General features: G+C 72.4%; 21 protein-coding genes. 4 read left to right on the forward strand and 17 right to left on the reverse strand.

Features of this window, described 5'->3' with window-relative positions:
- From TR50_RS13785 to TR50_RS13815, 7 genes are all read right to left on the reverse strand, one after another.
- On the reverse strand, positions 1–386 hold a 386-nt coding region (locus TR50_RS13785; RefSeq protein WP_304941201.1), incomplete at its 3' end, for an NAD(P)H-hydrate epimerase.
- A 30-nt stretch (positions 387–416) separates the two neighbouring features.
- Positions 417–785, reverse strand: a complete 369-nt coding sequence (locus TR50_RS13790) for a holo-ACP synthase (protein ID WP_042420201.1) — start codon at positions 783–785, stop codon at positions 417–419.
- A 73-nt stretch (positions 786–858) separates the two neighbouring features.
- On the reverse strand, positions 859–2,727 hold the full coding sequence (glmS, locus tag TR50_RS13795; protein WP_084700223.1) for a glutamine--fructose-6-phosphate transaminase (isomerizing): 1,869 nt from the start codon (positions 2,725–2,727) through the stop codon (positions 859–861).
- 146 nt (positions 2,728–2,873) lie between these two features.
- A complete protein-coding gene (locus tag TR50_RS13800) occupies positions 2,874–3,521 on the reverse strand; it encodes a response regulator (RefSeq protein ID WP_042420209.1) in 648 nt (215 codons plus the stop codon).
- Entirely contained in the window at positions 3,518–4,918 is a 1,401-nt protein-coding gene (locus tag TR50_RS13805; RefSeq protein WP_236654405.1) for a sensor histidine kinase, read from the reverse strand. The genes TR50_RS13800 and TR50_RS13805 overlap by 4 nt, the downstream gene beginning before the upstream one ends.
- Before the next feature lie 29 nt (positions 4,919–4,947).
- On the reverse strand, positions 4,948–5,733 hold the full coding sequence (locus tag TR50_RS13810) for an ABC transporter permease (protein ID WP_052440981.1): 786 nt from the start codon (positions 5,731–5,733) through the stop codon (positions 4,948–4,950).
- The gene (locus TR50_RS13815; RefSeq protein WP_042420211.1) at positions 5,730–6,650 is read right to left on the reverse strand and encodes an ABC transporter ATP-binding protein; all 921 of its coding nucleotides are present in this window, start codon (positions 6,648–6,650) and stop codon (positions 5,730–5,732) included. The genes TR50_RS13810 and TR50_RS13815 overlap by 4 nt, the downstream gene beginning before the upstream one ends.
- 155 nt (positions 6,651–6,805) lie before the next feature.
- Here TR50_RS13815 and TR50_RS13820 point away from each other — a divergent pair, with 155 nt between their 5' ends.
- Entirely contained in the window at positions 6,806–10,057 is a 3,252-nt protein-coding gene (locus TR50_RS13820; protein ID WP_042420367.1) for an AfsR/SARP family transcriptional regulator, read from the forward strand.
- Positions 10,058–10,109: 52 nt separating this feature from the next.
- On the opposite strand, the gene TR50_RS13825 is transcribed toward TR50_RS13820, so the two are convergent.
- Positions 10,110–10,652 carry a TetR/AcrR family transcriptional regulator gene (locus TR50_RS13825; RefSeq protein ID WP_369405736.1) on the reverse strand — a complete coding sequence of 181 codons (543 nt, stop codon included), beginning with the start codon at positions 10,650–10,652 and terminating at the stop codon, positions 10,110–10,112.
- A 77-nt stretch (positions 10,653–10,729) separates the two neighbouring features.
- Here TR50_RS13825 and TR50_RS13830 point away from each other — a divergent pair, with 77 nt between their 5' ends.
- Both TR50_RS13830 and coaA read left to right on the forward strand, forming a co-directional pair.
- Positions 10,730–11,227 carry an FBP domain-containing protein gene (locus tag TR50_RS13830; protein WP_042420218.1) on the forward strand — a complete coding sequence of 166 codons (498 nt, stop codon included), beginning with the start codon at positions 10,730–10,732 and terminating at the stop codon, positions 11,225–11,227.
- A 66-nt stretch (positions 11,228–11,293) separates the two neighbouring features.
- Complete coding sequence (coaA, locus tag TR50_RS13835) at positions 11,294–12,274, forward strand: type I pantothenate kinase (protein ID WP_042420221.1); 981 nt, start codon at positions 11,294–11,296, stop codon at positions 12,272–12,274.
- Between the two features lies 1 nt (position 12,275).
- Here coaA and TR50_RS42520 read toward each other — a convergent pair whose 3' ends face one another.
- From TR50_RS42520 to TR50_RS13865, 6 genes are all read right to left on the reverse strand, one after another.
- The gene (locus TR50_RS42520) at positions 12,276–12,716 is read right to left on the reverse strand and encodes a hypothetical protein (RefSeq protein ID WP_152648391.1); all 441 of its coding nucleotides are present in this window, start codon (positions 12,714–12,716) and stop codon (positions 12,276–12,278) included.
- Positions 12,717–12,790: 74 nt separating this feature from the next.
- The gene (locus TR50_RS13845; protein WP_042420224.1) at positions 12,791–14,023 is read right to left on the reverse strand and encodes an aspartate aminotransferase type Ic; all 1,233 of its coding nucleotides are present in this window, start codon (positions 14,021–14,023) and stop codon (positions 12,791–12,793) included.
- Between the two features lie 76 nt (positions 14,024–14,099).
- A complete protein-coding gene (gene glmM / locus TR50_RS13850; protein ID WP_042420226.1) occupies positions 14,100–15,458 on the reverse strand; it encodes a phosphoglucosamine mutase in 1,359 nt (452 codons plus the stop codon).
- Positions 15,459–15,579: 121 nt separating this feature from the next.
- On the reverse strand, positions 15,580–16,071 hold the full coding sequence (gene rpsI / locus TR50_RS13855; RefSeq protein WP_042420229.1) for a 30S ribosomal protein S9: 492 nt from the start codon (positions 16,069–16,071) through the stop codon (positions 15,580–15,582).
- A 44-nt stretch (positions 16,072–16,115) separates the two neighbouring features.
- The gene (gene rplM, locus TR50_RS13860; protein WP_042420232.1) at positions 16,116–16,559 is read right to left on the reverse strand and encodes a 50S ribosomal protein L13; all 444 of its coding nucleotides are present in this window, start codon (positions 16,557–16,559) and stop codon (positions 16,116–16,118) included.
- Positions 16,560–16,831: 272 nt separating this feature from the next.
- Positions 16,832–18,496 carry an ABC-F family ATP-binding cassette domain-containing protein gene (locus TR50_RS13865; protein ID WP_042420234.1) on the reverse strand — a complete coding sequence of 555 codons (1,665 nt, stop codon included), beginning with the start codon at positions 18,494–18,496 and terminating at the stop codon, positions 16,832–16,834.
- Positions 18,497–18,580: 84 nt separating this feature from the next.
- Between TR50_RS13865 and TR50_RS13870 the strand changes: the two genes are divergently transcribed.
- Positions 18,581–19,681 carry a hypothetical protein gene (locus tag TR50_RS13870; RefSeq protein ID WP_152648392.1) on the forward strand — a complete coding sequence of 367 codons (1,101 nt, stop codon included), beginning with the start codon at positions 18,581–18,583 and terminating at the stop codon, positions 19,679–19,681.
- On the opposite strand, the gene truA is transcribed toward TR50_RS13870, so the two are convergent.
- From truA to TR50_RS13885, 3 genes are all read right to left on the reverse strand, one after another.
- Positions 19,675–20,601 (reverse strand): tRNA pseudouridine(38-40) synthase TruA, encoded by a 927-nt coding sequence (gene truA / locus TR50_RS13875; protein WP_042420237.1) that lies wholly within the window; start codon positions 20,599–20,601, stop codon positions 19,675–19,677. The two genes, TR50_RS13870 and truA, sit on opposite strands and share 7 nt — an antisense overlap.
- Before the next feature lie 162 nt (positions 20,602–20,763).
- Positions 20,764–21,201 (reverse strand): 50S ribosomal protein L17, encoded by a 438-nt coding sequence (rplQ, locus tag TR50_RS13880; protein WP_042420240.1) that lies wholly within the window; start codon positions 21,199–21,201, stop codon positions 20,764–20,766.
- A 177-nt stretch (positions 21,202–21,378) separates the two neighbouring features.
- Positions 21,379–21,680: DNA-directed RNA polymerase subunit alpha C-terminal domain-containing protein (locus TR50_RS13885; RefSeq protein ID WP_042389334.1), on the reverse strand; the 302-nt coding region annotated here is incomplete at its 5' end.

Consider the following 21,680-nt stretch of genomic DNA (forward strand, 5'->3'; position numbering starts at 1 on the left):
CCGCCGATGCCGACGATCCCGTCGAGGACCAGGTCCGCGCCCTCGGCGTCCGCCGGATCGTCCGTCACCCGGCCGCCCGCCGCCAGCAGCGCCGCCAGGCCGCCCGCGTGGGCGTGCTCCGGTGCGAGCAGCGCCGCCCGCACCCGCGCGCCGCGCCGGGCCAGTCGCGCGCCGGCGTAGAGCGCGTCGCCGCCGTTGTCGCCGCTGCCCGCCACGACCAGCACCCGGCTGCCGTAGACGCGACCGGGCACGCCCTCGCGCAGCAGCTCCGCACAGGTCGCGGCGAGGCCCGCCGCCGCCCGCTGCATCAGCGTCCCCTCGGGCAGACGGGCCATCAGCTCGCCCTCGGCCGCCCGGACCCACTCCACCGCATGTGCTCGACGCATGCCTGCCCGCTCCTTCGAGGCCTTGGAGCCTCACCCCTCGGCGATCACCACCGCCGACGCTACGCCCGCGTCGTGACTGAGGGAGAGATGCCACGTCTTCACGCCCAGGCGTGCCGCGCAGGCGGCGACCGTGCCGCGCACGGTCAGCACCGGGCGGCCGGTGGACTCGGTGCGGACCTCGGCGTCGGTCCACTCCAGGTTGCCGGGCGCGCCGAGGGCCTTGGCCAGGGCCTCCTTCGCGGCGAACCGGGCGGCGAGCGAGGCGACGCCGCGCCGCTCCCCGCTCGGCAGCACCAGCTCGTCGGGGGTGAAGAGGCGGGCGGCCATCGCGGGGGTGCGCCTCAGCGACTCCTCGAAGCGGCTGATCTCCGCGACGTCGATGCCGACTCCGATGATCATTGGACTGCTCCCAAAGAACGCGAAAGGGGTCCGGACGCGCGGTGCGTCCGGACCCCACTCTGTCAGGGACGGTCTACTCGACCGTCACCGACTTGGCCAGGTTGCGCGGCTGGTCGACCTCGTGGCCCTTGGCCGTGGCCAGCTCGCAGGCGAAGACCTGCAGCGGAACCGTCGCGACCAGCGGCTGGAGCAGCGTCGGCGTCTGCGGGATGCGCACCAGGTGGTCGGCGTACGGGACGACCGCCTCGTCGCCCTCCTCCGCGATGACCAGGGTGCGGGCGCCGCGGGCGCGGATCTCCTGGATGTTGGAGACGATCTTGTCGTGCAGCACCGAGCGGCCGCGCGGCGACGGGACGACCACGACGACCGGCAGGCCCTCCTCGATCAGCGCGATCGGACCGTGCTTCAGCTCGCCCGCCGCGAAGCCCTCGGCGTGCATGTAGGCGAGCTCCTTGAGCTTGAGCGCGCCCTCCAGCGCCACCGGGTAGCCCACGTGGCGGCCGAGGAACAGGACGGACTTGGCGTCGGCCAGCGAGCGGGCCAGCTCGCGGACCGGCTCCATGGTCTCCAGCACCTGCTCCACCTGGCGCGGGGCGTCGGCGAGCTGGTGGATGACCTCGAAGATCTCGTCGCCCCACTTGGTGCCGCGGACCTGACCCAGGTACAGGGCGACCAGGTAGCAGGCGACCAGCTGGGTCAGGAACGCCTTGGTGGAGGCGACGGCGACCTCGGGGCCGGCGTGGGTGTAGAGGACGGCGTCGGACTCGCGCGGAATCGTGGAGCCGTTGGTGTTGCAGATGGCCAGCACCTTGGCGCCCTGCTCACGGGCGTGACGCAGCGCCATGAGGGTGTCCATGGTCTCGCCGGACTGGGAGATGGCGATGACCAGGGTCTGCGCGTCCATGATCGGGTCGCGGTAGCGGAACTCCGAGGCGACCTCGACCTCGCAGGGGATGCGGGTCCAGTGCTCGATCGCGTACTTGGCGATGAGGCCGGCGTGGAAGGCGGTGCCGCAGGCGACGATGACGACCTTGTCGATCTCGCGCAGGACCTGGTCGTCGATGCGCAGCTCGTCGAGGGTGAGCCGACCGTCGGTGCCGATGCGGCCGAGAAGGGTGTCGGCGACGGCCTTCGGCTGCTCGGCGATCTCCTTGAGCATGAAGTAGTCGTAGCCGCCCTTCTCGGCGGCGGAGGCGTCCCAGTCCACGTGGTACTCGCGGAAGTCGCCGGGCTTGCCGTGGAAGTCGGTGACGGTGACGCCCTCGCGGCGCAGCTCGACGACCTGATCCTGGCCGAGCTCGATGGCCTGGCGGGTGTGCGCGATGAAGGCGGCCACGTCGGAGGCGAGGAAGTTCTCGCCCTCGCCGACGCCGACGACCAGCGGCGAGTTGCGGCGGGCGCCGACGACGACACCGGGGGCGTCGGCGTGCTCGGCGACCAGCGTGAACGCGCCGTCCAGCTGCCGGCAGACGCTGCGCATGGCCTCGGCGAGGTCCAGCTCCGCGCCGCCTGCCCGCTGCGCGTCGACGGCCTCGGCCAGCAGGTGCGCGACGACCTCGGTGTCGGTCTCGGAGGTGAGCACGTGGCCGCGCTCGGTCAGCTCCAGGCGCAGCCGGGCGAAGTTCTCGATGATCCCGTTGTGCACCACCGCGACCCTGCCCGCGCCGCCCACGTGGGGGTGGGCGTTGGCGTCGGTCGGACCGCCGTGGGTGGCCCACCGGGTGTGACCTATCCCGACCGTGCCGGGGGCCAGGGGGGTCTCGGCGAGCAGCGCCTCAAGATTGGCGAGCTTTCCGGCCTTCTTCGCGACCGCGAGGTCGCCTTCGGGGGTCTGCACGGCCACACCGGCCGAGTCGTATCCCCGGTACTCCAGACGCCGCAGCCCGGACAGGACGACGTCCAGGGCGGGCTGCCCGCCCACGTAACCAACGATTCCGCACATCGCCCCAGCTTAAGGCCCGCTCGCGGAGCCCTCGCCTCCGCTCGTCGGCCGATAATGCGACGAGGCTCACAGACTTACAAGGGACATTGCGGACAAGCCTAGACAAAGAGGCGTTGAGTGGCCGAACGTGACGTCGTATCAGCCGGTCAGCCCAGCAGGCCGCGCTGATAGCCGACGGACACCGCCGCCGCCCGGTCCCGCACGCCGAGCTTGCCGTACAGGTGGAGCAGGTGCGTCTTGACCGTCGCCTCGCTGATGAAGAGCCGCTTCGCGGCCTCCTTGTTGCCGGCCCCCGACGCGACCAGGCGAAGGATCTCCAGCTCGCGGTCGGTCAGCGTGGTGGACGGCTCCGGCGCGGGCGTGCGGCCGACCGACCTCGAGACGTGGCCGAGCAGCTTCTGCGCGACGCTCGGCGCGAGCACGGCCTGCCCCTGGTGGGCGGCCCGCACCGCGCGGACCAACTCCTCGCGCGGGGCGTCCTTCAGCAGGTAGCCCGTCGCACCCGCCTCCACGGCGGGCAGCACGTCGGCGTCGCTGTCGTAGGTGGTGACCACCAGCACCCGGATCTCGGGCGCGCGTTCGCGCAGCCGACGGATCGCCTCGACGCCGCCCATACCGGGCATCCTCAGGTCCAGCAAGACCACGTCCGGCTTCAGGGCGAGCGCCCGCTCGACGCCCTCCGCCCCGTCCCCAGCCTCACCGACCACCTCGAAGTCCGGGTCCTGGTCGAAGATGCCGCGCAGGCCGTCCCGCACGATCGGATGGTCGTCGACGATGAGCAGACGAATGGTCACGCGTCATTCTCCCCCGGCCGCGCCACCGGCGACCCGGCCGCCGTCGGCTCCAGTTCCGGCCCCGGCTCGAACCCCGGCTCCGGCACCGACTCAGGCTCCAGTTCCAGCCCCGGCTCGAACCCCTGCTCCGGCCCCGCGACCGGCGCCTGGGCGCTCAGCGCGGTGCCCTCGCCCGGGGAACTCTCGATCTCCAGCGAGCCGCCTATCTGACGCAACCGCTGCCGCATCGCGGTCAGCCCGTAACTCTCACCGCCGCCCGCACCCGGGCGGAAGCCCACGCCGTCGTCCACCACGTCGAGCAGGACCACCTCGTCGGTGTAGGAGAGGGTCACGCCCGCCCGGCTCGCCGCGGCGTGCTTGGCGATGTTGGCCAGCCCCTCCTGCGCCACCCGGAAGAGCACCACCTCCACGGCCGGCAGCAGCGGCACCGGACCGCCGGTCACCTCCACCCGGACCGGCAGACCCGAGGTCTGCGCCCAGCGGTCGGCCATCTCCCGCACCGCCTCGGGGAGTTGCGCCTCGGCGAGCGGGCCGGGACGCAAGGCCTGCACCGAACGCCGGGCCTCGGCCAGGCTCTCCTTGGCCAACCGGCGGGCGAGGTCACGATGCCGGGCGCGGCGCTCCGGGTCGTGGTCGGCGTGCGCGGCGGCCTCCAACTGGGTGACGATGCCGGTCAGGCCCTGGGCGATGGTGTCGTGGATCTCCCCTGCCATCCGCTGCCGCTCGTCCATCACCCCCGCCTCCCGAGCCTGTGCGACGAGCTGGGCGTGCAGCCCCGCGTTCTCCTCGAGCGCCTCGCGCAGCCGCCGGTTGGCCTCCGCCAGCTCGTCGATGTGCCGGGCGCGACGGTGGCTTCGCTGGTCCTCCTCCAGACTCTGGTAGGTGACCACGCCCGCGACCAGGACGTTGACCACCACCAACCCGAGAAACGGCGCGAGCAGCCCGTGGACGATGTTCTGCACGCCGCCGACCTGCGTGGTCGCGACCAGCCCGGCGACGACCGCGATCGCGGGCGGCCAGAGCCGTCGCGGCAGCAGGCCGATCTGCAGGTAGCCGGAGAAGGCGAAGAAGCCGAAGAACGGGCTGACCGTCACCAGCGAAGCGATGAGCGCCACCAGGCCGACATAGAAGACCACCGCCTTGACCTGCCGCCGCTCCCGGTCCGCGACCGGGACGTGCATCGTGCACTGCCACACGGCCGCGAGCGCGGACAGCCCGAGCATCACCACCACCCGCGAGCCCTCGACCCGGCCGGCCACCAGCGCGAGCATGATCGCGACCGCGAGCCCGAGGTACGGGATCCAGCCCAGGACCCGGTGCGGCCGGTTCTCGTCCTCGCGGCCCAGCGAGCCGCTCTCGGGCCCGGGTGTCCCCGTCGTCTCAGGATTGGCAGTCACGGCGATCATCATCCACGCTCCCGGCTCCCTCACTCCCACCTGAACCAGCGCACCGCCACCACGGAGCCCGCCACAGTCCACCCCACGAGCACCAGCAGGTGCTGCCAGAGCACGCCCTGCCCCGACCAGACGGCCGTCACCGCCCCGAAGGGGATCGCCGCGCAGACCTGCTGAAGCGTGTGCGGGAGTTCGGCGATCGGGACGTACAGGCCGCTGGCGAAGAAGTTCAGCACCATCAGCGGCACACCCAGCCCGCTGGCGACGGCCCCGGTGCGCGCCCGCGCCGCCACCACCAGGCCGAGCGCCAGCACCGCCGCGCCGCCCAGGACGAACCCCGCGACCACGGCCACCGGGTGGGCCGGGGCCGGGACATCGAAGACCAGCGCTCCGATCGCGGTCACCAGCGCCACCCCGACGGTCGCCACCACGGCGATCACAGCGACCAGTGCCCCGAGCACCCCGGCCGCCGGCACCGGGCTGACCGAGAGCCGGCGCAGCACGTCCTTCTCGCGGTAGGCGGCCAGGGTCATCGGCAGCGCGGTCAGTGCGAGGAAGAGCGGCACCATCGAGGCGCAGGTCGGCACGTAGACGTCGATGACCCGCTGCCCGCCGAGCGAGGCCTGCGGGGTGCGGAAGCCGGGGACGCTCCCCAGCACGACCACGAGCACGACGGGCACCAGAAGCCAGGCCAGCGCGGCGGGCTCGCGCAGCAGCAGCCTGGCCTGGGTGACGGTGAGCCTGCGGAAGCCCTTGCGGGTCATCCCGAGGGCGGGCCGCGCGGCCGGGTTCGCGCCGGTGGGCAGGGCCGTGGTCATGACGTGGCTCCAGAGGTGGTGGTGTGGGTGGTCAGGGAGACGAACGCGTCGTCGAGGCTGGCCTGCTCGACCCGGAGGTCGCCGGCGATGATCTGACGCCGGGCCAGCAGCGCGGTGACGGCGTGCAGCAGGTTCCCGGTGCCGACGACCTCGACCTTCGGGCCGTGACGCAGCACCTGCGTCACCTCGGGAAGCGCGAGCAGCGCCGCGTCCTCCAGCGGCGCGGAGGGACGGAACCGCATCCGCTGCTCGCGCCCGGCGCGGGCGGCGAGCCCGGCGGGCGTGTCGACGGCCACCACCCGGCCCGCGTCGATCAGGGCGACCCGGTCGCAGAGCCGCTCGGCCTCCTCCATGAAGTGCGTGACCAGCAGCACGGTGACCCCGGCGTCACGGACCTGCTCGACCATCTCCCAGGTGGCCCGGCGGGCGTGCGGGTCCAGGCCCGTCGTCAGTTCGTCCAGCACCACCACCTGCGGGCTGCCGACCATCGCCAGGGCGATGGCGAGCCGCTGCTGCTGGCCTCCGGAGAGCTTCTTGTAGGCCGTGCCGGCCTTCTCCGTCAGCCCGAGGCGGGACAGCAGCTCGCCGATGTCGGCCGGCTGCCGGTAGAAGGAGGCGTACAGCTCCAGCGCCTCACGGACCCTCAGCCGTTCGGGCAGCGCGCTGTGCTGAAGCTGTACGCCGAGTACCTGCCGCAGCGCGTCACGCTCGGCCACCGGATCGAGGCCGAGCACCGAGACGCGTCCCCCGTCGCGCCTGCGGAGCCCGGAGAGGCACTCGACCGTCGTGGTCTTCCCGGCGCCGTTGGGCCCCAGGATCCCGAAGATCTCCCCCCGCTCGACCTCGAACGAGACCTCGTGGACGGCCACGTCGTCCCCGTAGCGCTTGTGCAGGCGCTCCACCTCGATGACCGCCACGGCCTCGCTCCCCTCGTCGGTTCCCGGTACGGCTCCACACTCCCGCGTCAGGGGCCCGCCGCGGATCGACCGTCGGGTCATCCCGGCGAGCTTTTCGGTTGAGGGCCGCATCAACCGATCGGTTGATGCCGGACCCTCCCGGCACAATGGGGCCCGTGCGGATTCGATTGCTCGGCCCTATGTCCCTCACCGGCCCCGACGGCGTGGCCGTCGACCTGAAGGGCGAGCGGCTCCGCACCCTGCTCGTCGCCCTCGCGCTGACCGGCGGCAGGCCCGTCTCGGTGGGCGCCCTGACGGAGACCCTCTGGCCCGACGCGCCGCCCGCCAACCCCGCCAACGCCGTCCAGGCCCTGGCCTCCCGACTGCGCGGCGCGCTCGGCCGCGACGCGGTCGAGCTCACCCCGGCCGGCTACCGGCTGGGCCTCGACACGGACCTGACGCAGTTCTCCCGGCTGCTCCAGGCCGGGGAGCACCGCCGCGCGCTGGCCCTGTGGCGCGGCGAGCCGGACCTGCCCGGCCACCCCGACGAGGTGCTGCGGCTGCTGTCCCTGTGGCGGTCCGCGAAGGACGAGGTGGTCGACGCCGACCTCGCCGCCGGGAACGGCGCGCCGCACATCCCTGCGCTGCGCGCGGCCGTCGCCGCCGAGCCGCTGCGCGAGCGCCCGCGTGCGCAGCTGATGCGCGCGCTGCACCAGGCGGGGCGGGGCGCGGAGGCGCTCGCCGAGTACGAGCAGGCCCGCGCGGTCCTCGCCGAGGAGCTGGGCGCCGATCCGTCCCCGCTGCTCAGGGACGCGCACCTCGCGGTCCTCGCCGGTCCCCCGGCCGGGCCCCGGCAGCCGGAACCGGTCGGCCGGCAGGCGGAGCAGGCCGGGCAGACCGCGCAGGGCTGGCGGGGTGAGCCGGACAGTCAACCCGGGCGGGGTGAGCCGGGCGGGCCGAGCCGACACACTCTGCCCGCCGCGCTGACCAGCTTCCTCGGCCGCGACACCGAGCTCGCCGCCGTGCGAGCGGACCTCGCCTCCTCGCGGCTGGTCACCCTCATCGGCCCCGGCGGGGCGGGCAAGACCCGGCTGGCCGTCGAGTCCGCCCGCAGCCACGCCACCCCGCTGCGCCTCGTCGAGCTGGCCCCGGTCAGGGACGCGGCCGACCTCCCCGGCACGGTGGCGGCGACGCTGCACTGGCGCGAGCCCGTCCCGGCCCGCGCGCTCCCGGGCGGCAACCCGGCGGACGTCATGGAGCGGCTGATCAACGCGATCGGCGCGACCGAGCTGCTGCTGATCCTCGACAACTGCGAGCATCTGATCGACGCGGCCGCCGCGCTCTCCGCGCGGCTGCTCGCCGCCTGCCCGCATCTGCGGATCCTCGCCACCAGCCGGGAGCCGCTGGCCATCACCGGCGAGCAGTTGCGGCCGGTGCCGCCGCTCGCGCTGCCGGCCGACGAGCCCGTCGACTCCGGCGTCCCCCTCGGCGACGACCCCGCCGGATACCCGGCCGTCCGGCTCTTCCTCGACCGCGCCGTCGCCGTACGTCCGGGCTGGACGCCGACCGGCGGCGAACTGGCCACCGTCGTGACGATCTGCCGCGCGCTCGACGGCCAGCCGCTCGCGATCGAGCTGGCCGCCGCTCGGATGCGGTCCCTGGACCCGCAGGGCATCGCCGACCGCCTGGCCCAGCGGTTCCGGCTGCTGACCGGCGGCAGCCGGGACGCGCTGCCGCGCCACCGCACCCTGCGGGCCGTCGTCGACTGGAGCTGGGACCTGCTGGAGGCGCCGGAACGCGCCCTGCTCGCCCGCCTCTCCGTCTTCTCCGGCCCGGCCGGCCTCGACGCGGTGGAACGGATCTGCGGCACGGCGGAGCTGACCGAGGACCAGATCTTCGACGTGCTCGCCTCCCTGGTCGACAAGTCCCTGGTGGTCCGCACCGACTCCGGCCGCTACCGGCTGCTGGAGACCATCCGCGTCTACGCCGCCGAGCGCCTGGACGAGGACGGCGCCACCAGCGCCACCAGGGACGCGCACGCCGCCCACCACCTGGCCCTGGCCGAACGCAACGAGCCTGAGCTCTACGGTTCCGGCCAGATCGCCGCGCTCGCGACCTTCACCGCCGCCGCGGACGACCTGATCGCCGCCCTGCGCTGGTCGGTCGAACGGCGTGACGCGGACACCGCGATCCGGCTGGTCGCCGGGCTGGGCTGGTACCTGTGGCGGCGCGGCGACCAGGGCGAGAACCTGCCGCTGGTGCACCAGGCGCTGGGGCTTCCGGCCGACGACGTCGCGGCGCTGCCGCGTGCCGTCGCCTCCGGCATCACCGCCCTGTACGCCCTCGACACGGACTGGCTGCTGCGGGACACCCTGGACCTGCTGCATCGGGCCAAGGCCCTGCGCGACGCCCTCCCGGACCCGGCCGCCCACCCGATGCTGCCGCTGCTCGACATCATGACCGCGCTCTTCGAACAGCAGGACTGGAGCGTCACCGGACTGGCCCGGAACCTCTTCGACGTCCCGCACCCGTGGGTGCGCGCCACCGGTCGGCTCTTTCTCGGCTTCGCGCTCCAGAACGACGGCCGCGCCGAGGAGGCCGAGGAGACGCTGCGCGCGGCCGCCGACCAGTTCCGCGAGGTCGGCGACCTGTGGGGGCGTTCCTTCTGCTGCTCCGGGCTGGCCGACTACGCGCTGTGGCGCGGCGACGTCGACGGGGCCGTCGCGCTGTGGGAGCAGGCGATCGACTTCGAGCAGCGGATGGGCGTCAACGCCGACGCGCCCGACTACCGGGCCCGGATGATCGCCGCTCGCTACGCCGACGCGAAGAGCGCGGAGGCCGTCGCCGAGTTGGAGCGACTGGTGGTCGCGGTGCGCAGCAACGGCGCGTGGTCGCCGCTGCTGGTCGCCCACAGCGCGCTGGCGAGCGCCTACCGTCGCACCGGCACGCCGGAGCGGGGGCTGCCGCTCCTGGAGGAGGCGCTGGGCCTGCTGCACAACCGGATCAACGGGCTGCCGCAGATGAGGTCGCTGCTGCTGACCGAGCTGGGCCTCACCCTCGCCGCCTGCGACCGCCTCGACGAGGCCGCCGACGCCCACACCGAGGCGCTGCGGGCCGCCGCCGAGTCCTACGACGGGCCGATCGTGGCCGCCGCCCTGCAGGGCTTCGGCGATCTGGCGCTGCGTCAGAGTGATCCGGAACGCGGTGCCTACCTGCTCGGATCCGCCCACGGCCAGCGCGGCATGCTGGATCGTTCCTCCCCGGAGCTGGCCGCGAACATCGAGGCCGCGCGCACCGCGCTGGGTGCGCGGCGGTTCGACCGGGCCTACGCGCAGGGCCGTTCGGCCCCGCGCCAGGAGCTGCTCGACCTGCTCGGCCTGGGCGACGTCCGCCAGGCCGGCGTCCGGCCCCCGACCGACACGGCCTGAGCGCGGCCTGACCGCCGCCTGAGCACGGCCCGACCGCCGCCTGGGCGCGGCCTCAGCGCGCGGACAGGCCGGCGAGCGCGCCGTCCAGCAGATCCAGGGCCACCTGCCAGGACTTCTCCATCGGCCGGTCGAGGCGGAAGCGGTTCGCCGCCTCCAGGGTGACCCAGCCGTGGAACGTGCTGCACAGCAGGCGCACGGCGTCGATCTGCGCGCGGTCGTCCAGCGCGTAGCCGCGCAGCAGCGCCGCGCACGCCGCGACCACGCGGAGGCCGCCCTCGGACTCGACCGGGAGCTGGGTCGCCGCGTACCGGCCCGGATGCCCATGCGCGAAGTCGCGGTAGGCGTCGGCGAACGCGAGGAGCGCGGCGCGCCCGGAGCGGCCCGCCACCGCCTCGCCGAGCGCGTCCGCGAGCTCGCCCGCCGCCAGCGCCGCGACCCGCTCCCGCAGCTCGGCGAGGTTGCGGACGTGCGCGTAGAGGCTGGCGTCCGCGACGCCGACGCGGCGGGCCACCGCGGCGACGGTGAGCCGGTCGAAGCCGACCTCGTCGGCCAGATCCGCCGCCTCGCGGGCGACCCGGTCCGCGGTCAGGCCCATGCGTGCCAACGAGCACCCTCCACCTATAGCTGTTATTCGTTTGCCTAGGACTCCTAGGGAAGCCTACCGTCGGAAGCATGGAGAAGCTCACCGAAGCCGAGATCCGCGCGTCCTTCGTCAACTGCACCAAGGGCGAGGCCGCACGCCTGTACCTGCCGCGGGACCTGGACGAGCGGCCCTTCGCCGACCTCGACTTCCTCGGGTGGCGCGATCCGGGCGCTCCCGACCGCTGCGCGCTGGTCGCCGAGCGGCCGGACGGCTCGCCCGTCGGCCTCGCCCTGCGCTTCCCGCCGCCGCAGCGCGGCTTCCTCCAGCGCAGCCTCTGCTCGCTCTGCCTGACCACGCACCCCCGCAGCGGCGTCTCGCTGCTGACCGCGCGCCGCGCGGGCAAGGCCGGCCGCGAGGGCAACTCCGTCGGCCTGTACATGTGCACCGACCTCGCCTGCTCCCTCTACGTCCGGGGCCTCAAGCAGGCCGAGCCGGGAGCGCGGTTCGAGGAGTCGCTCAGCCAGGAGGAGCAGATCGAGCGCCTGAACACGAAGCTCGGCGAGTTCCTCGACAACGTCTTGAGGTGAACGCGAGCCGGCTTTGAGACATATCTCTCGGCGCGGACCATCCTGGACTCGGCAGACAATAGGACGGTGCCCACCACGCTGGAAGCCCACCGCCGCGCCGACGCGTCCCCCTTCGTCGACCTCGCCCGAGCGGAGTGGAGCGCGCTCCACGAGCGCACACCCCTCCCGCTGACCGCCGCCGAGCTGGAGCGCCTGCGCGGTCTCGGCGACGTCATCGACCTGCAGGAGGTCCAGGACGTCTACCTGCCGCTGTCACGGCTGCTGAACCTGTACGTGACGGCCACGGGCGCGCTGAGGGGCGCACTCAACGACTTCCTCGACAGCAACGAGCACACCCACACCCAGTCCGGCACGCCGTTCGTCATCGGCGTCGCCGGCTCGGTCGCCGTCGGCAAGTCCACGACGGCCCGCCTGCTCCAGGCCATGCTGGCCCGCTGGCCCGAGCACCCGCGCGTCGAGCTGGTCACCACGGACGGCTTCCTGTTGCCCAACGCCGAGCTGCGCCGCCGCGGTCTGATGTCGCGCAAGGGCTTCCCCGAGTCCTACGACCGCCGCGCGCTGACCCGCTTCGTCGCCGACGTGAAGTCGGGCAAGGAGGAGGTCACCGCGCCGGTCTACTCGCACCTCGTCTACGACATCGTCGAGAACGACCGGCTGACCGTGCACCGCCCGGACATCCTCATCGTCGAGGGCCTGAACGTGCTGCAGCCCGCCCTGCCGGGGCAGGACGGGCGCACGCGGGTCGCGGTGGCGGACTTCTTCGACTTCTCCATCTACGTCGACGCCCGCCCGGACGACATCGAGAAGTGGTACCTGGAGCGCTTCCGCAAGCTGCGGCAGACGGCGTTCCAGAACCCGGAGTCCTACTTCCGGCGCTACGCCGAGGTGCCCGAGGCCGAGGCGCTCGACTACGCCCGCCACCTGTGGCGCACGATCAACCGCCCCAACCTCGTCGAGAACGTCGCCCCGACCCGCGGCCGCGCCGACCTGGTCCTGCGCAAGGGCCCGGACCACAAGGTCCAGCGGATCAGCCTGCGCAAGCTCTAGCTCAGCCCCGCGGGGCCTGCGGCACCGGAGGCTGGACGGCCTGCGACTGCGTCGGCTGGTACGCCGTGGTCTGCTGCGGCACCGGCTGCTGCGGCAGCGAGGCGTACGGCGCGGCGGCGTCGTACGGCTGCGCCGGGACGTACGCCTGCGGCGCGGCCGCGTCGGTCCTGCGCGACTTCATCGACCGGAAGAAGTTCACGATCAGCGCGAGCGGCAGGATGAAGACCTTGAACAGGACGATGTAGGTCCCACCGCCGAAAATGAAGCCCAGGTAGATGCCGTAGCCGAAGAAGCCGACCCCGACGACGGCATTGAAGATGCGCCAGCCGGTCGTCTGCCCACTGGAATTGAGCGCGGCGATGACCAGCATCGCGATACCGCTGACCAGCAGCAGGACGACATAGGACGAGAAACCGGGCGAATTGCTGAAATCAATGTTCAAGGCGGCAGCCCCCGTAAACGAAATCGGATAACGCCCGCGGACGTTATCCGATCCCGATCCTGCCTGTCACGCGGTTACCGCTGCGCCTTCGCCTCCTCGGCGGCGAGGCGCACGCACAGCGTCACGGCCTCCATCGCCTCGCGCAGCTCCGTCAGCGAGGGGTAGCTCGGCGCCAGCCGGATGTGGTGGTCGCGCGGGTCGTGCCCGTACGGGAAGGCCGCACCGGCCGGGGTGAGCGCCACGCCGGCCTCCTTCGCCAGGCGCACGACCTCGGCGGCGCAGCCGTCCGGCACCTCCAGGCTGACGAAGTACCCGCCCTCGGGCCGGCTCCAGCGGGCAATGCCGAGCCCGCCGAGCTCGCGCTCCAGCACCTGCTCGACCGTCTCGAACCGCGGCGCCAGCACCGTGCGGTGCCTGGCCATGTGCGCGAGCACGCCCTCGGTGTCGCCGAAGAAGCGGACGTGACGCAGCTGGTTGACCTTGTCCGGCCCGATCGTCTGCTTGGACAGCAGTGCCTTCAGCCACTCGACGTTGGCCGTCGAGGAGCCGAAGAAGGCCACGCCCGAGCCGGCCAGCGTGATCTTCGAGGTCGACGCGAAGACGAAGGCCCGGTCGGGGTTCCCCGCCCCCGCGCAGGCGTCGAGGATGTTCGCGAGCTCGGCGCGCTTCTCGGTCAGGTCGTGGATCGCGTAGGCGTTGTCCCAGAAGATCCGGAAGTCCGGCGCGGCGGTCGGCATGGCCGCGAGGCGACGCACGGTCTCGACGCTGTAGACCTCACCGGACGGGTTGCTGTACGCCGGGACGCACCAGATGCCCTTGATCCGCGGGTCCTCGGCGACCAGCCGCTCGACCTCGTCCATGTCCGGACCCTCGCCGGTCAGTGCGACCGGCACCATCGTGATGCCGAAGCGCTCGCACAGCCCGAAGTGCCGGTCGTAGCCGGGCACCGGGCACAGGAACACGACCTCGTCCTCCTCCACCCACCGGCGCGGGGCGCCGGGCACGGGCGAGAGCAGGGCGTTCGCGATGACGTCGTGCATGATCTGCAGGCTGGCGTTGCCGAGCGCCAGCAGCTGGCCCTGCGGGATGCCGAGCAGCGGCGAGAAGATCCCGAGCAGCTCGGGCAGCCCGGTCAGCCCGCCGTAGTTGCGCGTGTCCGACCCGTCGGCCGCCAGGTAGTCACCCTCCCCGGGGAGCTCCAGCAGCCGGTTCGACAGGTCCAGCTGCTCGGGCGAGGGCTTGCCCCGCGTCAGATCCAGCTTCAGCCCCTTGGCCTGGAGCCCTGCGTACTCTTCACGAAGCGTCACGTGTGCAGCCTTCCTTGGGTTGCGCTCTCCGGGGGCGCGGGGGACTGCGCGAGAACCTCGCGCCCCTGGACAGTGCCTAGCTGAGCCTCTGCCGAACAACTTCCGCGAGCCGCTCGCAGACCGCCTGCGCCTGCTCGTGGTTCGCGGCCTCCACCATGACCCGGACCAGCGGCTCCGTCCCGGAGGGACGCAGCAGGACGCGGCCGGTCTCGCCCAGCTCGGCCTCCGCCTCGGCGACAGCCGCCAGCAGCGCCTCGTCCTGCGCGGCCCGTGCCTTGTCCACGCCCTTGACGTTGATCATGACCTGCGGCAGCCGCGTCATCACGCCCGCCAGCTCGGCCAGCGGCTTGCCCGTCGCCGCGACGCGGGCGGCCAGCATCAGGCCGGTCAGCGTGCCGTCGCCGGTCGTCGCGTGGTCCAGCAGGATCACGTGGCCGGACTGCTCGCCGCCGAGCGTGTACCCGTGCTCCTTCATGGACTCCAGCACGTAGCGGTCGCCGACCGCGGTCTGGACGAGGTCGATGCCCTCGCGCTCCAGCGCCAGCTTGAAGCCGAGGTTGGACATGACCGTCGCCACGACCGTGTCCTTGGTCAGCGCGCCCGACTCCCGCAGGCCCACCGCCAGCACGGCGAGGATCTGGTCGCCGTCGATCTCGTTGCCCTCGCGGTCCACCGCGAGGCAGCGGTCGGCGTCGCCGTCGTGGGCGATGCCGAGGTCGGCACCGTGCTCGACGACCGCCGCGCGCAACGGGCCGAGGTGCGTCGAGCCGACGCCGTCGTTGATGTTGAGGCCGTCCGGCTCGGCGCCGATGACGGCCAGGACCTCCGCGCCGGCCGCGCGGAACGCCTCGGGGGAGACCACCGACGCGGCGCCGTGGGCGGCGTCGATGACGACCTTCAGGCCGTCCAGACGGTTCGGCAGCGCGCCGAGCAGGTGCTGGACGTACTGGTCGAGGCCGGCCTCGTGGTCGCGGACGCGACCCACCGCGGCGCCGGTCGGGCGGGACCACTCCTCGGTGCCGAAGCGCTCGTAGTGCGCCTCGATGGCCTCCTCGATCGCGTCGTCGAGCTTGTGGCCGCCCTTGGCCAGGAACTTCAGGCCGTTGTCGGGCATCGGGTTGTGACTGGCCGACAGCATCACGCCGAAGTCCACACCCAGAGCGTCCGTCAGGTAGGCGACCGCCGGGGTCGGCAGCACGCCGAGACGCAGCACGTCGACGCCGGAGCTCGCGAGGCCGGCGACGACCGCGGCCTCCAGGAACTCACCGGAGGCCCTCGGGTCCCGACCGACCACGGCCACCGGGCGGTGGCCCTCGAACGCGCCCAGATCACCGAGCACGTGCGCGGCGGCGACCGACAGGCCCATCGCCATCTCCGCGGTCAGATCCACGTTCGCGAGACCGCGAACGCCGTCGGTACCAAAGAGTCGTCCCATACTGCTGAAACCTTCCGGGAAGCGCCGGGTATGAACGAACCACGCCCTGGGAACACAACCGTGCTCCCAGGGCGTGGCGAAAACCAGCTCCCCCATGCGATACGGCGGAGCGGGGCGCAACTTAGCGCTTGCTGTACTGCGGCGCCTTGCGGGCCTTCTTCAGACCGGCCTTCTTGCGCTCGACGGCACGCGGGTCACGGGTCAGGAAGCCGGCCTTCTTGAGCGCCGGGCGGTTGGCGTCGACGTCGGCCTCGTTCAGGGCGCGGGCGACACCGAGGCGCAGGGCGTAGGCCTGGCCGGAGATGCCGCCACCGTTGATGCGGGCGACGACGTCGTAGCGACCGTCGAGCTCAAGGATCTTGAAGGGCTCGTTCACGGTCTGCTGGTGCACCTTGTTGGGGAAGTACTCCTCCAGGGTGCGACCGTTGATCTTCCACTGGCCGGTGCCGGGGACGATGCGCACGCGGGCGATCGCCTCCTTGCGGCGACCCAGGCCGGTGCCCGGCAGGGCCTCGCCGAAGCGGGAGGGAAGGGACTCGCTGGTGTACTCGGTCTCCTCGACCTCGAAGGTCTCCTCGACCTCGAGGGGGAGCTCAGCAGTGGTCTCGGCCACGGTTGTCCTCAGTTCTTCTCGTCAGATTTGGGGTGTGGCCGGTCTTACTGAGCGACCTGGGAGATCTCGAACGGCACCGGCTGCTGGGCAGCGTGGGGGTGCTGGTCGCCCGAGTACACCTTCAGCTTCGAGAGCATCTGACGACCCAGGGAGTTCTTCGGGAGCATGCCCTTGATGGCCTTCTCGACGGCCTTCTCCGGGTTCTTGTCCAGCAGCTCGTCGTAACGCACGGAGCGCAGACCGCCCGGGTAACCCGAGTGGCGGTAGGCCATCTTCTGGGTCTTCTTGTTGCCGGACAGGTGCACCTTGTCCGCGTTGACGATGATGACGAAGTCACCCATGTCAACGTGCGGCGCGTACACCGGCTTGTGCTTGCCCCGCAGAAGGGAGGCGGCCTGAGAGGCCAGACGGCCGAGGACAACGTCCTGGGCGTCAATGACGAGCCACTGACGCTGGACGTCGCCGGGCTTGGGGCTGTACGTACGCACGGTCGTAGCCTTCGCTTTTCAGTGAGTGTGTGCCTGACAGGGCCACCTGGACGATCGGAGCAGCCTGCGCACCCTCGATCCGGACGCAATCGGATCTTCGGGGCCGCCGCTTATCGGCCTGGCGGACCGGCGTACCGACCTCTCACGTGAGATAGAGCGAGCCAATACGCACAACGAACTCGCAGAATACCGGCACGGCGGCGGGCGGGTCAAAACGCCGCCCACTCGCCGCGCTGGTTATCCACAAGCTGTGCACCAGTCTACGTCCCGGTTCACCGCTCGCGTGCCACGCGCTTCTCGTCCCACACCGGCTCGGGGGCCTCGTAGACCCTCCCGTCCTGCCCGAAGACCAGGAAACGGTCGAAGGACCGGGCGAACCAGCGGTCGTGGGTGACCGCGAGCACGGTGCCGTCGAAGGCCTCCAGACCCTCCTGCAACGCCTCGGCGCTCTCCAGGTCCAGGTTGTCCGTCGGCTCGTCCAGCAGCAGGGCCGTCGTGCCCGAGAGCTCCAGCCGCAGGATCATCAACCGCGCCTGCTGGCCGCCGGAGAGGTTCTCGAAACGGACCGCCTCCTGGTGATGGAGCTCATAGCGGCGCAGCACGCTCATCGCCGCCTTGCGGTCCAGCGCGTGCTCGGATTCGAGGATCTCCCTGGCCGTACGGCCGTGCAGCTCCGGATGGGCGTGGGTCTGCGCGAAATGGCCGGGGACGACGCGGGCGCCGAGTTTCCAGGCGCCCGTGTGCGCGACCGGCTCCCCGGCGACCAGCCGCAGGAAGTGCGACTTGCCGGAGCCGTTCGAGCCCAGCACCGCGACCCGCTCGCCGTAGTAGACCTCCAGGTCGAACGGCTGCATCAGGCCGGTGAGCTCCAGTTTCTCGAAGGTGAACGCCCGCACGCCGGTACGCCCGCCCTTCAGCCGCATCGTCACCGCCTGCTTGCGCGGCGGCTCCGGCGGCGGCCCGGCCTCCTCGAACTTGCGCAGCCGGGTCTGCATGGCCGAGTACCGCGAGGCCATGTCGGGCGAGCGCTTCGCGAACTCGCGCAGCTCCACCACCAGCTTCTTCAGCTGGGCGTGCTTCTCGTCCCAGCGCCGACGCAGCTCCTCGAACCGGGCGAAGCGCTCCTCGCGGGCCTGGTGGTAGGTGGCGAAGCCGGCGCCGTGCACCCAGACCTCGCTGCCGTCCACGCCCGTCTCGACGCTGACGATCTTCTTGGCGGCGTTGTTCAGCAGCTCGCGGTCGTGCGAGATGAACAGCACCGTCTTGCGGGTCTCCCCCAGCTGCTCCTCCAGCCAGCGCTTGCCCGGCACGTCCAGGTAGTTGTCCGGCTCGTCCAGCAGCAGCACCTGGTCCGGGCCGCGCAGCAGCGCCTCCAGCACCAGACGCTTCTGCTCGCCGCCGGAGAGGGTGGAAAGGGCCCGCCACTGGGCCCGGTCGTAGGGCGTGCCGAGCGCGGCGGTGGTGCAGACGTCCCAGACGGTCTCGTAGTCGTAGCCGCCCGCGTCCGCCCAGTCGGCCAGCGCCTGGGCGTAGGCGAGCTGGGTCTCCTCGTCGTCCTGCGTCATCATCGCCAACTCGGCCGCGTCCACGGCCAGCGCGGCGTTCTTCACCTCGGCCGGGGCGACCGAGACCAGCAGGTCGCGCACGGACGCGTCGGGCGCCAGCGGCGCCTGCGCGCCGTCGTCCTGCTGCGCCGCCTCACGGCCCGTCGTGCCGACGAACTGCCGCATCACGCCCAGCCCGCCGCTGACGGTCACCGTGCCGCCGTGCGGCTTCAGGTCGCCCGCGATCAGCCGCAGCAGCGTGGTCTTGCCGGCGCCGTTGGCCCCGACCAGCGCGACGGCGGCGCCCTCGCCGACCCGGAAGGACGCGTCGCCGAACAACACCCGCCCGTCCGGCAGGTAGTACTCCAGGTGAGAGATCTCGACGTGTCCCATGAGCAGCGATTGTTGGTCCGTCGGCGCCCAGGGGGCAAACCGGTTTTTCTGCCCGCTCGCCCACACCCAGTACGATTCCGGCGCATGACGACAGGGTCTGGTCAGCAGGGCCGAACGCCGGAGGGCCGTCAGGGCTCGCCGCTCCCCCGCCGTGGCGAGCAGCAGCACGGTCGGATACCGACGCAGTACGCCCCGGGCAGCGGGAGACTGCGCGCGGCCGCGAGAAGCGCGGCGCGGAGCGCGCTGAACACTGCGGTGCGCGTCCGCCCGGGCGCCCCCGAGCCGCCGATCCCCGAACCGCAGCAGGGCGCCCCCGGAGCCACCGCGACGAAGACCGCCGTGGCCTTCGCGATCCGGCCCGGCATGCCCGAGGACGACTCCCCCAAGCCCGACCTCGACGAACTCACCCAGCCCTACGCCGCCACCACCGTGCGCCGACGCCGCTTCCGCCGCCGCACCGTCGCGCTGGGAGCGGCCGTCGTCGTCCTGGCGGGCGGCGCCGCGGCCGCGCTGACCCTCGGCGGCAACCCGGGCCACCGGAGCCACCACACCACCGCGGCGGCGCCCACGACCCCGTCGGCCCAGCCGACGACGCCCTCCGCCGTGCCCTCGGCGGTGCCCTCCGCGCAGCCCACGCCCAGCCCCACCCTGCTGGACCCGCTCACCCTGCTCTCCAGCGCCGCCACCGACAAGGCGCCGCTCAGCGCGGCGACGCTCTTCCCCGGCAAGAACATCACCGTCAACGGCCATTCCTACACGCAGGCACTGACAGCGACCTCGCCGTGCGCGGCCGCGGCCTCACCGGCGCTGGCGGGCGTGCTCGCCAAGAACGGCTGCCAGGGCGTCTTCCGCGCCACCTACGGCAACGGCTCGACGGAGGTCACCGTCGGCATCGCCGTCTTCGACAGCGCGGCCGAGGCGAACGCGGTCAAGGCCGCCGCCGCGACCGGCAACATCTCATCGCTCTACGGCGGCCCGGTGAAGCCCTTCTGCCAGAAGCAGATGTGCCGGATCTCCAGCAACGCCGTGGGCCGCTTCGCCTACTTCACCGTCGCCGGCTACCCGGACGGCAAGCCGGTCCCGACCAACGACACGGTGGCCCTGGCGGCGGGCAACGACCTCGCCACCCTGGCCTTCCAGAACCTCGCCGAGCGCGGCCGTGCGGAGGCCGCCGCCGCTCACTGACCCCCTGGGCCCGACTGGGCCCCGAGGCCGGCTCCTCCGAGCACCCGCAGCCGCCGGGCGGCCCGATTCCGCTCGGCGAGCAGCTCGTCGGCCGGGTAGCCGACCTCCTCCAGGGTCAGCCCGTACGGCCGCACGACGTTGACGGCGGAGTTCCGCACCCCGCCGGCGAGCACCTCGCCGGGGAAGTCCAACGGACGCTGGCCGCCCCCGACGAGCAGCATGGAGCCGACCAGGGCGCGCACCATGTTGTGGCAGAACGCGTCGGCGCGGACGGTCCCCACGACGAGCCCGGGGACGCCGGGGCCGAGGAGGGCGTCGCCCTCGGTGCGCTCCCAGGAGAACTCCAGCAGCTCCCGGATGGTCGTCGCGCCCTCGCGCTTCCTGCAGTACGCCGCGAAGTCGTGCTCGCCGATCAGGCGTCGGGCCGCCTCGTTCATCAGCGCGACGTCCAACGGCCGGTCGTGCCACAGCACATGCCCGCGTCGCAGCGGGTCGACGCCGCCCTGGGTGTCGCAGATGCGGTAGGCGTAGCGCCGCCAGACCGCGCTGAAGCGGGCGTCGAAGCCGGCGGGCGCCTCCGACAGCCGCCACACCCGGATGTCCCCGGGCAGTCGGCCGGCGAGGCGGCGCAGCAGCTTCTCGCCCTCGTTCGTCCACACCTCCGCGGGCAGGTCCACGTGCGCGACCTGACCACGGGCGTGCACCCCGGCGTCGGTGCGCCCGGCGACCGTCAGCGGGAAGATCTCGCGCCGCCGTGTGACGACGCCGATGGCCTCCTCCAGCTCCTGCTGGACCGTCCGCCGCCCGTTCTTCTGCCGCGCCCAGCCGGAGAACTCCGCGCCGTCGTAGGCCAGGTCGAGACGGATCCGCACGAACCCGTCGGCGGGACCGTCCTTGCGGGGCTCTTCTTCGCAGGTCACAGCAGGACTCTCCAGGCAGTGGGACGTTGCAACACCTAGGGGCGCGGGGAACCGCGCGACAAGCCACCGTGTGTGGTGACTCGCCGAACGAGCAGGACCATCCGCACCGGGTGGTTGCTCGCGCAGTTCCTCGCGCCCCTAAGGGTGGATCACGCGGGAGGATTACTCCGCCGCGGTCTCCTCCGTCTTCGCGGCGACCTTGGTCGCGGCCTCGGCCTCGCCGACGGCCTCCTGGGCCACGGTCAGGCCCTCGACCAGCTCGATGACGGCCATGGGCGCGTTGTCGCCACGGCGCGTACCGATCTTGGTGATGCGGGTGTAGCCACCCGGACGGTTCTCGTAACGCGGGCCGATCTCGGTGAAGAGGGTGTGCAGAACCGCGATGTCCGTGATGACCTTGCGGACCTCACGGCGGTTGTGCAGGTCACCCTTCTTCGCCTTGGTGATCAGCTTCTCCGCGTACGGACGCAGACGGCGGGCCTTGGCCTCCGTCGTGGTGATGCGGCCGTACTGGAACAGCTCACGGGCCAGACCGGCGAGCAGCAGACGCTCGTGGGACGGGCCGCCGCCGAGGCGGGCACCCTTGGCGGGCTGAGGCATGGTGTCTCCTTCAATATCCGGCGTCGGCCGTATGAGGAACCGGACCGGGCGTACGGGCAGTGCGCCCGCACGACTTAGACATACAGCACACAAGAATACGGGACCGCCGAAGCGGTCCCTCCCCCAGCCTTCGGCCGGGGGTACCCCCATCCCAGGTGAATCAGTGAGACCTCAGTCTCAGTACTGCTCGGTCTCCGCGAAGCCCGTGTCGTCGTCGTCGGCGCCGAAGGCGTCCGCGGCGGCGGTCGGGTCGAATCCGGGCGGGCTGTCCTTGAGGGCCAGGCCCATGCCGGCCAGCTTCGCCTTGACCTCGTCGATCGACTTCGCACCGAAGTTGCGGATGTCGAGCAGGTCGGCCTCGGAGCGGGCGACGAGCTCACCCACGGTGTGGATGCCCTCGCGCTTGAGGCAGTTGTAGGAGCGGACCGTGAGCTCCAGCTCCTCGATCGGCAGCGCCAGGTCGGCAGCCAGGGCGGCGT

The sequence above is a fragment of the Streptacidiphilus anmyonensis genome (genome assembly GCF_000787855.1).
GTDB classification, from domain to species: Bacteria; Actinomycetota; Actinomycetes; order Streptomycetales; family Streptomycetaceae; genus Streptacidiphilus; species Streptacidiphilus anmyonensis.

What these genes read in the sequence shown, in the direction of transcription:
- TR50_RS13790 (WP_042420201.1), bottom strand. Translation starts at nt 785, where the DNA reads ATGATCATCGGAGTCGGCATCGACGTCGCGGAGATCAGCCGCTTCGAG.
- glmS (WP_084700223.1), bottom strand. Translation starts at nt 2,727, where the DNA reads ATGTGCGGAATCGTTGGTTACGTGGGCGGGCAGCCCGCCCTGGACGTC.
- TR50_RS13810 (WP_052440981.1), bottom strand. Translation starts at nt 5,733, where the DNA reads ATGACCACGGCCCTGCCCACCGGCGCGAACCCGGCCGCGCGGCCCGCC.
- TR50_RS13825 (WP_369405736.1), bottom strand. Translation starts at nt 10,652, where the DNA reads ATGGGCCTGACCGCGGACCGGGTCGCCCGCGAGGCGGCGGATCTGGCC.
- TR50_RS13830 (WP_042420218.1), top strand. Translation starts at nt 10,730, where the DNA reads ATGGAGAAGCTCACCGAAGCCGAGATCCGCGCGTCCTTCGTCAACTGC.
- glmM (WP_042420226.1), bottom strand. Translation starts at nt 15,458, where the DNA reads ATGGGACGACTCTTTGGTACCGACGGCGTTCGCGGTCTCGCGAACGTG.
- TR50_RS13865 (WP_042420234.1), bottom strand. Translation starts at nt 18,496, where the DNA reads ATGGGACACGTCGAGATCTCTCACCTGGAGTACTACCTGCCGGACGGG.
- TR50_RS13870 (WP_152648392.1), top strand. Translation starts at nt 18,581, where the DNA reads ATGACGACAGGGTCTGGTCAGCAGGGCCGAACGCCGGAGGGCCGTCAG.
- rplQ (WP_042420240.1), bottom strand. Translation starts at nt 21,201, where the DNA reads ATGCCTCAGCCCGCCAAGGGTGCCCGCCTCGGCGGCGGCCCGTCCCAC.